General features: G+C 65.5%; 10 protein-coding genes. 3 read left to right on the top strand and 7 right to left on the bottom strand.

The window, feature by feature from the left end; all coding sequences use genetic code 11:
• Positions 1 to 38: 38 nt before the first annotated feature.
• The 5 genes from ABIA42_RS04615 to ABIA42_RS04595 form a co-directional block, all read right to left on the bottom strand.
• Positions 39 to 1,775: a methyl-accepting chemotaxis protein gene (locus ABIA42_RS04615; protein WP_271526597.1), complete on the bottom strand. Its 1,737-nt coding sequence runs from the start codon at positions 1,773 to 1,775 to the stop codon at positions 39 to 41.
• A 202-nt stretch (positions 1,776 to 1,977) separates the two neighbouring features.
• A complete protein-coding gene (locus ABIA42_RS04610) occupies positions 1,978 to 2,223 on the bottom strand; it encodes a hypothetical protein (RefSeq protein WP_271526598.1) in 246 nt (81 codons plus the stop codon).
• Positions 2,224 to 2,382: 159 nt separating this feature from the next.
• Entirely contained in the window at positions 2,383 to 2,982 is a 600-nt protein-coding gene (locus ABIA42_RS04605; protein ID WP_370115234.1) for a hypothetical protein, read from the bottom strand.
• A 114-nt stretch (positions 2,983 to 3,096) separates the two neighbouring features.
• Positions 3,097 to 4,083 carry an MDR family oxidoreductase gene (locus ABIA42_RS04600; RefSeq protein ID WP_370115236.1) on the bottom strand — a complete coding sequence of 329 codons (987 nt, stop codon included), beginning with the start codon at positions 4,081 to 4,083 and terminating at the stop codon, positions 3,097 to 3,099.
• A gap of 40 nt (positions 4,084 to 4,123) precedes the next feature.
• Positions 4,124 to 5,377 carry an MFS transporter gene (locus tag ABIA42_RS04595; protein WP_028178679.1) on the bottom strand — a complete coding sequence of 418 codons (1,254 nt, stop codon included), beginning with the start codon at positions 5,375 to 5,377 and terminating at the stop codon, positions 4,124 to 4,126.
• Between the two features lie 353 nt (positions 5,378 to 5,730).
• Between ABIA42_RS04595 and nadA the strand changes: the two genes are divergently transcribed.
• The 3 genes from nadA (at position 5,731) to nadC (ending at position 9,497) form a co-directional block, all read left to right on the top strand.
• Positions 5,731 to 6,837, top strand: a complete 1,107-nt coding sequence (gene nadA / locus ABIA42_RS04590) for a quinolinate synthase NadA (protein ID WP_370115238.1) — start codon at positions 5,731 to 5,733, stop codon at positions 6,835 to 6,837.
• 163 nt (positions 6,838 to 7,000) lie between these two features.
• Positions 7,001 to 8,608, top strand: a complete 1,608-nt coding sequence (locus tag ABIA42_RS04585) for an L-aspartate oxidase (RefSeq protein ID WP_370115240.1) — start codon at positions 7,001 to 7,003, stop codon at positions 8,606 to 8,608.
• A gap of 10 nt (positions 8,609 to 8,618) precedes the next feature.
• On the top strand, positions 8,619 to 9,497 hold the full coding sequence (gene nadC, locus ABIA42_RS04580; RefSeq protein WP_271526602.1) for a carboxylating nicotinate-nucleotide diphosphorylase: 879 nt from the start codon (positions 8,619 to 8,621) through the stop codon (positions 9,495 to 9,497).
• Positions 9,498 to 9,623: 126 nt separating this feature from the next.
• Here nadC and ABIA42_RS04575 read toward each other — a convergent pair whose 3' ends face one another.
• Both ABIA42_RS04575 and ppdK read right to left on the bottom strand, forming a co-directional pair.
• Entirely contained in the window at positions 9,624 to 11,066 is a 1,443-nt protein-coding gene (locus tag ABIA42_RS04575; protein ID WP_370115242.1) for a cell wall hydrolase, read from the bottom strand.
• Positions 11,067 to 11,661: 595 nt separating this feature from the next.
• Positions 11,662 to 14,589, bottom strand: a complete 2,928-nt coding sequence (gene ppdK, locus ABIA42_RS04570) for a pyruvate, phosphate dikinase (RefSeq protein WP_271526604.1) — start codon at positions 14,587 to 14,589, stop codon at positions 11,662 to 11,664.
• Between the last annotated feature and the right edge of the window lie 74 nt (positions 14,590 to 14,663).

Here is a 14,663-nt window from a genome sequence, read left to right as displayed (position 1 = left end):
AGCACGCCGGCGGCTTCCTCCGGGGCGGACCGCGAGCGTCAGGCCGCGCGCACGGTACCCAGGAATTTTCCGACCTCCAGCTTCAGCCGGTTGCTGTCGCCGGACAGCGATTGCGCCGCCGCCAACACCTGCGAGGACGCCGAGCCGGTCTCGCTCGCGCCGTGCTGCACATCGATGATGTTGGACGACACCTGATGGGTGCCTGCCGCCGCCTGCTGCACGTTGCGGGAAATCTCCTGCGTTGCGGCGCCCTGCTCTTCGACCGCGGCTGCGATGGTCGAGGAGATCTCCGAGAGCCTCTCGATGGTGTGGCTGATGTCCTTGATCGCGCCAACCGAATGCTCAGTGGCGCTCTGGATGCTGGCGATCTGCTGGCCGATCTCGCCGGTCGCCTTCGCGGTCTGCTCGGCAAGCGCCTTGACCTCGGAGGCGACGACGGCAAAGCCGCGGCCCGCCTCGCCGGCGCGCGCGGCCTCGATGGTTGCATTGAGCGCCAGGAGATTGGTCTGGCCGGCGATGGTGTTGATCAGTTCGACCACGTCGCCGATCCGCGCCGCGGCGGCGGAAAGCTCGCCGACGCGATCGGTGGTGGTGCGGGCTTGGCTCACCGCATCGCTCGCAACGCGAGCCGATTCCTGCACCTGCCGGCTGATCTCGGTGATCGACGACGATAGCTCTTCGGTCGCCGACGCCACCGACTGCACATTGGTGGACGCTTCCTCGGAAGCGGCAGCAACCATGGTGGTGAGCTCCTGTCCACGCGCCGCAGTCGACGTCAGCGTCGACGCAGAAGCTTCCAGTTCGGTCGAGGCCGAGGAGACGGTATCGACGATTTCACCGATCGCGGCCTCGAAGCTGTCCGCGAGCTTGTGCATCTCGGCCTTGCGCTGCGCGGCCGCAATCTGGTCCTGCCTGATCTTGGCTTCGGCCTCCTCGCGCGCCTTCTGTTCCGATACGACCTTGAACTTTTCGACCGCCGCAGCGACGCCGCCGACCTCGTCCTTGCGGCCGAGACCGGGCAGCACCACGGAGAAATCGCCGCCAGCGAGCTTGTCCATGGCCACGGTCAGCGCGCGGATCGGCCGCGCGATGGTCAGGAACGACATCAGCCAGGAGCCGACGAGGACGAGCATGGCGAGCGCGCCGACGGTCATCCCGACATGCTCGCTCGAGGCCATCTCCTGCACCGAAGCGGCAATATCCTCTTCGCTCCGGTGCCTGGCGAAATCGGCGACCTGATTGGCGACCTGATCCATCTCGCCAGCAATCGGCAACGTGACCTCGCGCGTGAGACGCGCCCCCTCTTCGACGAGCCTGGTGATGCGGGCTGTGTCGTTTGCGCCCATCGCCGCGATGGTTTCATTGCGCACCGAGGCGACTTGTTGCCCGGCCTTGAGATAGTTTGCGGCGTGGGTCTTGAGCGTCTCCATCCTCGCGCGATCTTCCGCCGCGGGCGACAGCTTGAGCATTGCATCGGCGACCTTGACCAGCCGGCCGGAACGTTCGACGAGCGCATCGCTCGCCTTCTGCAATTCACCTGAATTGTTGGCGAGGCGGATGTCACGTACGGCGAGCTGCATGCTCCGGACCGAGAACTTGGCCTCGACTGCCTCACGCGCCAGCTCCTGCTGGGCGAATGCGGCCTGGTTGGATCGGCGCACATGGCCGTTTCCGACCATCTGGCTTGCGATCATGGCGAGGACCAGGACGATGCCGAGCGCCGAAGCGATCGCCAGCTTGGTCCCGATCTGCAGATTTCGAAAGAGACTCAACATCGGTGCGTTTCCCCCGGAAACGAGCTGCCAAGTCATTGTTGGCCGCTTGGACGTTGATCGTCCTTACCGAAAAGCTACAGGTCAGAGTCCGATCTTCTGGTTAACGAGATGCCTCGCAGAAATACTGTCTTTTTGCGCTAAATGATTGAAGGTGAAGAGGAATGATCTCGTCATGGTTGTAAATTGCAGCTTGAGATCGGAGCTAGGACGCTTTGCATCCGGTGGTTTCTCCAACCAGGCTGATTCGAAACACCGGCTTCTTGCTCTCGTCGAGCAGCTCCATGCACCACTCGGCGTTCGGCTTCAGGCTGCGCGCGATACCGCCGAGCAGATCGGCGCACACCTTGGTCATCTCGGTCCAGGCCGCCACGCGATCCTCGAACTCGTACGCCTGGTCGGCGGCGCCGGAATAGCGGCCGGTGCTGATGCGAAAGAAATAGAGCGACATCGTTGAGCCCTTGCGTGGGACCGCCCCGTCCGCAAGCAGACTGAGGCGCGAACAGCTACCAATACATGAAGGTCGCCGTCCGTATGACTACGGCGCGGCGGCTTCGCGTTCGATGGACGTCTTCGACAAGGTGCGCGCGGATGGTCCCGCGCGGCCGGCTCACTGGGTCGACCGGCGCAGCTCCAGCGGGCCCTCGTTCTTCGCGGGCTCGGACTTGACTTCGGACTTCGCTGGCTCGAGCCGGCTGCTCTCGACACGCGGGGTCTCGACGCGCGCGGCGACTTCGGTGGTCGATGCGCCGACCGAACCGGTGCGCTCCGAGGTCCTCAGCGAGCGTGGCCGCGCCGTAGCGCGCGCCATCAGCATCTGGTTGCCGCCCTGGTGATGGAAGTCGCAATAGGCGAAGCCCATGCCCGACACCGAGCCGCGGAAGCTGCGATCGTCGGTCTTTTCCAGGTTGAAGCAGGGCTCGAAGGGGATGCCCTTGATCGAGGCACAGACGTTCTGGCCGCGGATCTGGAGCGTATTGCCGGGAAGACGGAGATGACGGACCGGGCCTGCTCCCGAGAACTGCACCGCACCGGCGGCGCCGAGATCGTCGAGGATGCGGCCTGCGCCGCGGGTGCCGTCGAAGCAGGTGAAGGCGAACACTTTGCCGGCTACGAAGCGGCGCGCCTCGTCGGCGTTCATGCTTCCAGCAATGGCGGGCGCAAACGTTGCTGCCGCCGTGACAGCCCCCAACACAATACGCGCAAGCATGCTCAACTCCGAACCCAACCCCCGCAGCGGGCGACGCCCTATCTCTTTACCCGTTGCTTACCATACGAACCAAGGCAACATTGGAGCAGCTTGGTTGGTAAAGTCTAAACGCCGTTAGCCAATTTTAACCACGATGCGGCCCCGGACTTGGCCGGCAAGGATTTTCGCGCCCCACTCCGAAACCTCGTCGAGCGAAATTTCCTTAGTGATTTCAGATAGTTTTTCCCGATCCAGATCGGACGCGAGGCGTTGCCAGGCTGCCTTCCTCGGCTCAATCGGGCACATCACGGAATCGATGCCGAGAAGGCACACTCCGCGCAAAATAAACGGCGCGACCGAGGACGGCAGGTCCATACCGGCGGCCAGACCGCAAGCCGCAATCGCTCCACCATATTTCGTCATCGAGAGCAGATTCGCGAGGGTGGTCGAGCCGACGCTGTCGACGCCGCCTGCCCAACGCTCCTTGGCGAGGGGTTTTGCCGGTGCCGACAATTCGTTGCGGTCGATGACTTCGGCTGCTCCCAGCTGCTCCAGGTAGTCGGCCTCGGAGGCCCGGCCGGTCGAGGCGATGACGTGGTAGCCGAGCTTCGAGAGCACGGCGATCGCAACCGAACCGACCCCGCCAGCGGCGCCGGTCACCACGACCGGACCGCTCTTCGGCGAGAGACCATGCTTCTCGAGCGCCAGCACCGCGAGCATCGCAGTAAAGCCGGCAGTGCCGATCGCCATGGCGTCGCGCGCCGACAGGCCCTGCGGCAAGGCGACCAGCCAGTCGCCCTTCACCCGTGCCTTCTCCGCATAGGCGCCGAGATGGGTCTCGCCCATGCCCCATCCGGTGCAGACCACCTTGTCGCCCGCCTTCCACTGGGGATGCGAGGAGGCTTCGACGGTGCCGGCGAAGTCGATGCCGGCGATCATCGGGAAGCGGCGCACCACCGGCGCCTTGCCTGTGAGCGCAAGGCCGTCCTTGTAGTTCAGCGTCGACCACTCCACACGGACGGTGACGTCGCCGTCCATCAGCTCAGCTTCGTCGAACTGCGTGAGCTGCGCGGTGGTGCCCTTGTCCGCCTTGTCGATCCGGATCGCCTTGAATGTGGCCACGACTTCACTCCCTGACTTGTTTCAGGGATTGTTTAGCCGATCAGGCAGGCTGTGCAACCGCTCGCTCGACAGGTTTCTCCACAATCGGAAGATTGATCAGCGCGGAAAGCACGCCGAACAGGATCGAGAGCCACCAGATCGGCGTGTAGGAACCGAACCGCTCGAACACGATGCCCCCCAACCAGACGCCGAGGAAGCCGCCGACCTGATGGCTGACGAAGGCGAAGCCGTAGAGCGTCGCGAGCCAGCGCGTGCCGAACATCAGCGCCACCAGCGCCGAGGTCGGCGGCACCGTCGACAGCCAGGTCAGGCCGGAGATCGCGCCAAACGCGATCGCCGAGAACGGCGTGATCGGGAATGCGATGAAGGCGAGGGTCGCAAGCGCACGGGTGAAGTAGATGGTCGAGAGGATGTAGCGCTTGGGCAGATAGTTCTGGAGATAGCCGACGCTGAGCGAACCAATGATGTTGAACAGGCCGATCGCCGCGATCACCCAGCCACCGGTTTGCGTCGAGATGCCGCTATCGACCAGAAAGGCCGGCAGATGCACGGTGATGAAGGCGAGCTGGAAGCCGCAGGTGAAGAAGCCGAGCACCAAGAGCACGTAGGAGCGGTGGCCGAAGGCCTCCGCAAGCGCCCTGGTGAAGGTCTGCTCATCCGCAGGCGCCGTGTTGGCCGTGCTTGCGACAGGCGGCGTCGAAAGCGCCAGCGACAGCGGGATGATCAGCAGCATCAGGAAGCCGAACACGGAGAGCGCCTGCTGCCAGCCGAAATTATCGATCAACGCGACGCCAATCGGTGCGAACAGGAACTGCCCGAACGACCCCGCCGCCGTGCCGGCACCGAGCGCAAGGCCGCGCTTCTCGGCCGGCAGCAGCTTGCTGAACGCCGACAGCACCAGATTGAAGGAGCAGCCGGCAAGACCAAAGCCGATCATGACGCCGGCGCCGATGTCGAGCGACAGCGGCGTCGAGGAGTAACGCATCAAGAGCAGGCCGCCGGCATAGAGCAGAGCGCCGACGCACATCACCCGGAACAGGCCGAAGCGATCCGCGACCGCGCCGGCGAGCGGCTGGCCCAGCCCCCACAACAGATTCTGCACGGCAATCGCGAGGCCAAACACGTCGCGGCCCCAGCTGAATTCATGACTCATCGGCTGCACGAAGAAACCGAGCGCCGAGCGCGGACCGAAGCCGAGCATGCCGATCGCACAACCGCAGAGAATGATGACGGCCGGGGTGCGCCAGTTGGAGGAACGTGAGGCCGGAGCGAGTTCGCCGATCTGTGTCGACATGGTCTTCCTCGTCTGTCGTTGGCGAATCCGCGATCAGCAGCCGCGGGAGGGCCCGTTTAATGCATCTGCATGAAGATCCCAAGTCAAAAAGATTGCCAAGCCAGAGACGATTGCATTCCACGAGGAGCTGCCGCGGGAGCATTGCGTTTCAATGCTGCCTCGCCCGACGTGTCAGCCGCGATCTGACGGGAATGTGTGCGGCAGGGCCTAGCGGGCCCCATCGGAGCATGCTATCTTTGATTTACTCAGATTGAGCATATTTAGGGCACCTCCTCTGACCGGCCTCTCGGCCGGATTTCTCAGACCCCCTATATTCTCAATTTGAGCATAATAACCGCGCATGGGAGGCTTCAATGCCGATCACTGGAATCTACGGCCCCGACGATTTTGCCAACCGGCCGCAGGGCCAACTCATCACCCCTCCCCGCCCCGTGCCGGTACCCGCGGGGCCAACGTGGCCGATGTCCTCGCTGGAATGGACGCCGCAGGTCGAACGCGCCACCGCCCCGCTCTACGAACGCGTGAAGCACGTGATCCCGCCGATCGAATGGCCGCTGATGGCGCCGACCATCAACGCGATCAACGAGCTGAAGCGCGCGCGGGGCGCGGTGATCCTCGCCCACAACTACCAGGCTCCGGAGATCTTTCATTGCGTGGCCGATATCGGCGGCGACTCGCTCCAGCTCGCGGTCGAAGCCACCAAGGTGAAGGCAGGCATCATCGTCCAGTGCGGCGTGCACTTCATGGCAGAGACCTCGAAGCTGCTCAATCCGGACAAGACCGTCTTGATCCCGGATTCGCGCGCGGGCTGCTCGCTTGCTGCCAGCATCACCAGCGCCGACGTGCGGCTGCTCCGCGAAAGATTCCCCGGCGTGCCCGTCGTTGCCTATGTCAACACCTCGGCAGAAGTGAAGGCGGAGGTCGATATCTGCTGCACGTCTTCGAACGCGGTGCAGGTGGTCGAGAGCCTAAACGCGCCGAGCGTGATCTTCCTGCCCGACCGATACCTCGCCACTTACGTGGCTTCGAAGACCGACGTGAAGATCATCGCCTGGAAAGGCGCCTGCGAGGTGCATGAGCGTTTCACGGGCGAGGAGCTGCGATCCTTTCGCGAGGCCGATCCTTCCGTCCAGATCATCGCGCATCCGGAGTGCCCGCCGGACGTGCTGGCGGAAGCCGACTTCACCGGCTCGACCGCACACATGATCGACTGGGTGCGCGCGAAGCGGCCGCGGCGCCTCGTCATGATCACCGAATGCTCGATGGCCGACAATGTGCGGGCCGAGCTTCCCGAAGTGGAAATGCTGCGGCCCTGCAATCTCTGCCCGCACATGAAGCGCATCACGCTCGCCAACATCCTGGAGAGCCTGCTGATGCTTCGCGAGGAAGTGACGATCGATCCCGCGCTTGCCGAACGCGCGCGGCGCTCGGTCGAGCGGATGATCAATCTGAAGAACTAGAAACATACCGCTGTCGTAACGGACAAGCGAAGCGCAGGGGACCCACAACCAAAGGAAGATGTTTGGCGAAGAACGACGTGAACAGCTTCGCGCAACAACTTCCGCCGCGGCGCATGGGTCCCTGCTTTCGCAGGGACGACAGCGGAGTGAATGGAGAAGGCCAATGACAAGCAATGTCGACGACCTCACCCGCACCACTGACGACGTCGTCATCGTCGGCGGCGGCCTTGCCGGGCTGTTCTGCGCGCTGAAGCTCGCCCCGCGGCCGGTGACGCTGATCTCGGCGGCACCGCTCGGACAGGGCGCGTCGTCCGCATGGGCGCAAGGCGGCATCGCCGCCGCGGTGGCCGAAGGCGACACGCCGGAGGCACACGCCGCCGATACCGTCGCGGTCGGCGGCGGCCTTGTCGATGAAGCCGTCGCACTCGGGATCGCGCGCGAGGCGGCGCCCCGCATCCATGACCTTCTCGCTTACGGGGTGCCGTTCGACCGCGATCTCGACGGCAGGCTTGCCGTCGGACGGGAAGCTGCGCATTCCGCGCGGCGCATCGTGCATGTGCGCGGCGATGGCGCTGGCGCCGCGATCATCGCAGCGCTGAGCGAAGCCGTGCGGCGCACGCCCTCGATCCGCCTGATCGAAGGCTTTGTCGCCGAAGCTCTGCTGACCGAGGACGGCGCCGTCACCGGCCTTCAATTGCGCGAGGCCGGCAATCCCGCTGCACGGCCGGCCGTGCTCGCTTCACGCGCGATCGTGCTTGCGACCGGCGGAATCGGCCACCTCTATGGCGTAACCACCAACCCGCTCGAGGCCAGCGGCTCCGGCCTTGCTATCGCAGCCCGCGCCGGCGCCGTGATCGCCGATCCTGAATTCGTGCAGTTCCACCCCACCGCCATCATGGTCGGCCGCGACCCGGCGCCGCTCGCCACCGAAGCCTTGCGTGGCGAAGGCGCAACGCTGATCAACGGCAACGGCGAGCGATTCATGAGGGCACGCCATCCGCTCGCCGAGCTCGCACCACGCGACATCGTGGCCCGCGGCGTGTTCACCGAGATCGCGGCCGGGCGCGGCGCCTTCCTCGATGCGCGGCAGGCGCTGGGCACGCACTTCGCCGAGAAATTTCCGACCGTGCATGCGAGCTGCATCGCCGCCGGCATCGATCCCGCGGCGCAGCCGATTCCGATTGCGCCGGCCGCACACTACCACATGGGCGGCATCGCGGTGGACATGCGCGGCCGCAGCTCGATCGACGGGCTCTGGGCCGGCGGCGAGGTGTCCTCGACCGGCGCGCATGGCGCCAATCGGCTCGCCTCCAACTCGCTGCTGGAGGCCGTCGTCTATGCCGCACGCATTGCCGACGACATCGCCGGCCGCATTGTGCCCTCGCCCGGCCGCCTTCCCGACGCGTTGGTGATGCCGCGCGCCGGCACGCCGGATGCCGTAGCGGTGAAGCGGCTGCGCGCGATGATGAGCGCGCATGTCGGCGTGATCCGCGACGGTGACGGGCTTGCGGACGCCGTGCGCCACTTCGCCATGCTCGAACGCGAGGCCGGAGATATCGCCCTCCGCAACATGGCGATCTCGGCCCTGCTCGTCGCCGCCGCGGCCTGGACGCGGCGCGAGAGCCGCGGTGCGCATTTCCGTTCCGATCATCCCGCCGAGGCTCCCGGGCCGGCTCGGCGAACAATGACGACGCTTGTCGCGATGCGCGAGGTCGCGGAGGGCCTGAACGAGCGTCCGCTGCCACGCATCGCGCAATCCATGATCGCCTGAAGGAGGCCCCATGATCACCCCGACCTCACTGCTCTATCCCGACGCCTTTCTCTCTCCGCTCGCGGTCGACGAGGCCGTGCAGCGCGCGCTCGACGAGGATCTCGGCCGCGCCGGCGACATCACCTCGCTAGCGACGATCCCGGAAGCGACGAGGGCGCAGGCGATCCTCGTCGCACGCCAGTCCGGCGTGATCGCCGGATTGCCGTTGGCGCTCGCGACCCTGCAGAAGCTGTCGCCCGACATCGAGCTGCGCGCACATGTCCGCGACGCCGCGCGGGTTGCGCGCGGCCAGCATGTGCTGACGATCACGGGCCCCGCCCGCGCCATTCTCACGGCCGAGCGAACCGCGCTGAACTTCGTCGGCCGCTTGTCGGGCATAGCCACGCTCACGGCGGACCATGTCGCGCGCACCGAGGGCACGAAGATGCGCATCTGCTGCACGCGAAAAACCACGCCGGGATTGCGCGCACTGGAGAAATATGCGGTGCGCTGCGGCGGCGGCTTCAACCATCGCTTCGGGCTCGACGACGCCATCCTGATCAAGGACAACCACATTGCGGTTGCCGGCGGCATCCGTCCGGTACTGGAGCGCGCCCGCGCCCACGCGGGCCATCTCGTCAAGATCGAGATCGAGGTCGATACGCTGGCGCAACTGCGCGAAGTGCTCGACAGCGGGATGGCCGATGCGGTGCTGCTCGACAACATGGACCTTGCGATGCTGCGCGAGGCTGTCAGGATCAACGAGGGCCGCCTCAAGCTGGAGGCATCCGGCGGCGTCACGCTGGACTCGATCGCCGCGATTGCGGCGACCGGTGTCGACTATGCGTCGGCGGGCGCTCTGACGCATTCGGCGCCGAACTTCGATTGTGCGCTGGATATCGAGGCGTGATTTGAACACGAACGCCTCCACAACGTCATGGCCGGGCTTGTCCCGGCCATCCACGTCTTGCCGACGAAGCACGAAGAACGTGGATGCCCGGGACGAGCCCGGGCATGACGGTCTTTCGTGAAGGCGCTACCGACGCTCGCCCATCTCGGCCGAGCTCTTGGCCTCCTGCGCGAGTTCGGCGGACAGCGCGGCGGTCTGGGCCGGGGTGCCCCAGCTCGGTTCCTCGCTGCCGTCGCCCCAGTTGCGCGGCCGATAGAAGGTGTGCACGCCGGTCTTGTACAGCTTCTTCATCTCGGCGACCCAGGACGGACGGACCCAATAGGCGTGGTAGTGCGTGGACTTGCCGACCTCGGGCAGCCAGATCTGGCCGTCGAGCATCGCCTTGGAGATCTTCCTGGCGCGCTCCCACATTTCAGGCTCGCGGATCACGTCCGGATTGTTGTCGCAGGCGAAGGTGAACTGGCAGGCGAAATGGCGGTACTTGTTCTGGTAGACCACGCCGCACACGGTATCGGGATATTTGCCGGAGAACACACGGTTCATCACCACTTGCGCCACCGCTATCTGGCCGCGCACGGCCTCGCCGCGGGATTCGAAATAGACGGCTTCGGCAAGGCACTTCTCCGATTTCGCGCGCGACTTGTCGTCGAGCGCGAGCCGCTCGGCCGGCGATCTGGCGCGCTGGTTGTCGGCGTTGACCTCGCCCTTCGGCGCGACGCTCTCGCCGCCTTCGATCTCCTTGGCAATCTCCACCGATGGCGGCGACAGCGAAGCCGTCACCTTCATGTCGGGATCGGGCATCACGATCAACGGCTCGGCGCCCGGCTGCCAGCTCTCGATAGGCTCGAGATTGCCGCCGAGCGAGGAGCTGCCGAAGAACAGGCTTGAGGTCTTGACTGCGAAGGGATCGCGTGCCGGCGCGGCGGGAGCCCGCTTCAACGCCTCCAGCGGCGCGGTCGCGAGCGCGCGCGCAGCGTCGCTGGCCTGCGGCGGATTGGAATATTGCGGCAGCGGCGGCGCGCGCAGCGCTTCCTGGAGCTCGGGATCGAGCACGGCTGCGGATTCCGGCGACATCGCCTGCGGCAATGCGGCGGACTTGGCGCCGAACACCGAGCGGTTCGACGTCGCGGGATCTTCCTGTGCCGGTTCTGCAGCCGGCGCGACCGTCTCGGGAGCCTGCGTCGGCGCGACGGTTGCGAGGCGATCACCCTTCAGGGAGCGATCGACCTTGGGAAAGTCGGAAGCCTGGTAGCGCGGCGGCGCCTGAAGCGCAGGATTGCGGCTGATCGCGCCGGTGACGTCGCGGCCGTCGAGGCTCGCGAGCCGAACCATCGCGCTCTGCGGAGCGGAGGTGCCGATCGGCCGCGAGAAGCTGTAGGTCGCAAGCTGGATCGAGGACGCAGCGGAAAACAACTGCTTCTGCCAACGCTCGGCGACGCCGGGCTGGCGCGCCAGCAGCGAGGCAATGTCCTGATAGCCGGTCTCTCTCGGCATCAATGCGAAGATGCAGAGACCGATGCCGAAGGACGCGAACCGCGCGCCCTTCGGATGGTTACGCAACACTGACATCGATACGCTCACGCTACGCTTACGCTCTGATCGAACTCAGTACATCCGTGCAATTCGATCTTTATCGTAAGTATCCAATTTAGGTTGCCGGGGCGTTAATCCGCGTTGCGCATGCGGCACACTCAAGCGAACACAGGGGTTTTCACGAGGCGACATCGCGCAGTGGTAAATGCCGCCTCACGCGAAGCGGTAAACGTCCGGTCAACGCGCATGGTGAAGGAACTCTTGCGCAGGCGTATCATTACGGGACGTGTGATGAGATCCCGGTGTTGGGTTCGCCCAAAGCGCCTTCCTCATCACCGGTGTCATGCCCCGCGAAGGCGGGGAATCCAGTACGCCGCCGCGTCTCGATTCAATCACTACCGTCTCGGCGTACTGGATCGCCCGGTCAAGCCGGGCGATGACAGCGGAGCGTGTGGCGAGCACGTCCCACGAACTCGTCATTGCGAGCGCAGCGAAGCAATCCAGAATCCCTCCGCGGAAAGACTCTGGATTGCTTCGCTGCGCTCGCAATGACGATGTTGAAAGAGCGTGACGTAAAATGAAAGAGGCGGAGCTTGGCCCCGCCTCTCTCATTCCAGCATCCTAGTTTTGCCTACGCCTGGCTGGCGACGGCCTTGCCGAGCGCCGCTTGCGCCGCTGCGAGCCGGGCGATCGGCACGCGGTAGGGCGAGCAGGAGACGTAGTTGAGGCCGATATGGTGACAGAAGGCAACGGACGCGGGATCGCCGCCGTGCTCGCCGCAGATGCCGACCTTGAGCTTCGGACGCGTCTTGCGGCCGCGTGCGACGCCGATCTTGACGAGCTCGCCGACGCCTTCCTGGTCGAGCGCGACGAAGGGATCGATCGGGAGGATGCCCTTGGCCACGTAGGTCCCGAGAAAGCTCGCCGCGTCGTCGCGGCTGATGCCGTAGGTGGTCTGCGTCAGGTCGTTGGTGCCGAACGAGAAGAACTCGGCCGACTGTGCGATCTCGGCCGCGAGCAGGCAGGCGCGCGGCAGCTCGATCATGGTGCCGACCTGATAGGCCAGCTTGGTGTTGGTGTCGCGCATCACCGCCTGGGCGGTCGCATCGATCCGCGCCTTGACGAGATCGAGCTCGGCCTTGGTCGCGATCAGCGGCACCATCACCTCGAGGCCGACGGCCTTGCCGGTGCGCTTCTCGGCCTCGACCGCCGCCTCGAAGATCGCGCGGGCCTGCATCTCGGCGATCTCCGGATAGGCGATCGCGATTCGGCAGCCGCGGAAGCCGAGCATCGGATTGAACTCCGAGAGCTCGCGTGCGCGGTCGGCGAGGCGCCGCGGGTCGGTGTTCATGGCGCGCGCCACTTCCTCGACCTCGGCATGGGTGTGCGGCAGGAACTCGTGCAGCGGCGGGTCAAGCAGGCGAATCGTGACGGGCAGGCCCTTCATGATCTCGAACAGCTCGACGAAGTCGGCGCGCTGCATCGGCAGCAGCTTTGCGAGCGCGGCACGACGCGACTGCTCGTCCTCGGAGAGGATCATCTCGCGCACCGTGCGGATGCGCGTCTCCTCGAAGAACATGTGCTCGGTGCGGCAGAGGCCGATGCCTTCCGCGCCGAACTTGATGGCGGTGCGCGCGTCGTCGGGCGTGTCGGCATTGACGCGCACGCCGATCTTGCGGACCTGGTCGGCCCAGTTCATCAGCGTGCCGAACTCGCCGGACAGCTCCGGCTCGATCATCGGCATCCGGCCGGCGAGCACCTGGCCGAGCGAGCCGTCGATGGTGATGACGTCGCCGGTCTTGAAGGTGCGCGAGCCGATGCTCATGGTGCCACGGCCGTAATCGACGCGGATGGTGCCGCAGCCGGAGACGCAGGGCTTGCCCATGCCGCGCGCGACCACCGCCGCGTGCGAGGTCATGCCGCCGCGGGTGGTCAGGATGCCTTCGGCAGCGTGCATGCCGTGGATGTCTTCCGGGCTGGTCTCGATGCGGACCAGGATCACCTTGCGCCCGTCGGCCTGAAGCTTGGCCGCTTCATCCGAGGAGAACACGATCTCGCCGGAGGCTGCACCCGGGGATGCCGGCAGGCCGGTCGCGATCACGTCGCGCTTGGCGTCGGGATCGATGGCCGGGTGCAACAGCTGGTCGAGCGAGGCCGGATCGATCCGCGTCACCGCTTCCTTCTTCGAGATCAGGCCCTCATTGGCGAGCTCGACCGCGATGCGCAGCGCCGCTTTCGCGGTGCGCTTGCCGCCGCGGGTCTGGAGCATCCAGAGCTTGCCCTGCTCGACCGTGAACTCCATGTCCTGCATGTCGCGGTAGTGCTTCTCGAGCAGCGTGTAGATCCGCGTCAGCTCCTTGAAGGCCTCCGGCATCGCCGATTCCATCGACGCCTTGTCGGAGCCCGACTCCTTCCGCGCCTCCTCGGTGATGTCCTGCGGCGTGCGGATGCCCGCCACCACGTCCTCGCCCTGCGCGTTGATCAGGAACTCGCCGTAGAGCTTGCTCTCGCCGGTCGAGGGATTGCGGGTGAAGGCAACGCCGGTCGCCGAGGTCTCGCCCATGTTGCCGAACACCATGGCCTGCACGTTGACCGCGGTGCCCCAGGATTCCGGAATGTCGTGCAGCTTGCGGTAGGTCACCGCACGCGCGTTCATCCAGGATGAAAACACCGCGCCGATCGCGCCCCAGAGCTGGTCGTGCGGATCCTGCGGGAAGTCCTTGCCGGTCTCGCGCGCGACCGCGTCCTTGTACTTGCCGACCAGGTCGACCCAGTCCTCGGCGGACAGGTCCGTGTCGAGCGTGTAGCCCTGCGTGTCCTTGAAGGTGTCGAGGATTTCCTCGAAGTGATGGTGCTCGAAGCCGAGCACCACGTCGGAATACATGGTGATGAAGCGGCGATAGCTGTCAAAGGCGAAGCGGCGGTCGCCCGACAATTCGGCAAGCGCTTCCACGGTCTGGTCGTTGAGGCCGAGATTGAGCACGGTGTCCATCATGCCCGGCATCGAGGCGCGCGCGCCGGAGCGCACGGAGACGAGCAGCGGGTTCTTGGCATCACCGAAGATCTTGCCGGTCAACTTGCCGACATAGTCGAGCGCCTTCTCAACCTGCGACTGCAATTCCTTCGGGTAGGTCTTGTCGTGTGCGTAGAAATAGGTGCAGACCGAGGTCGGGATGGTGAAGCCGGGAGGCACCGGGAGGCCGAGATTGGCCATTTCGGCGAGGTTGGCGCCCTTGCCGCCGAGCAGGTCGCGCATCTCCGAGCGGCCCTCGGCCTTGCCGTCACCGAATGTGAACACCCATTTGCCGGCCTTGGCCGCGGCTGGCGCCACCTTAGCGGGCGCAGTCTTCTTCGGTGCGGGCTTCGCGGCGACCTTCGGCAGAGCCGCCTTGGTCGCGGCCTTTGCCGCCGGCTTGGCTGCGGACTTTGCAGCGGGCTTGGCGACCGGCTTAGGCGCGCTTTTGGCCAGCGTCTTGCGGGCCGGCGGCGCGGCTTTCGCGACGGCAGAGGACTTTGATTTCGCTGGCATTTTCTTAGGCTTCGAGGCGGCTTTGGCCATAGCTTGCACACAACCTGCGAGAGGAATGGGAAATCGCGGGCCTTACACCATTTTGGGCGGGCCCGCGCAAGTCA

This window comes from Bradyrhizobium sp. USDA 327 (genome assembly GCF_041262065.1).
In the GTDB taxonomy this organism is placed as follows: Bacteria; Pseudomonadota; Alphaproteobacteria; order Rhizobiales; family Xanthobacteraceae; genus Bradyrhizobium; species Bradyrhizobium liaoningense.
This window is presented reverse-complemented; position numbering and strand designations above follow the sequence as displayed.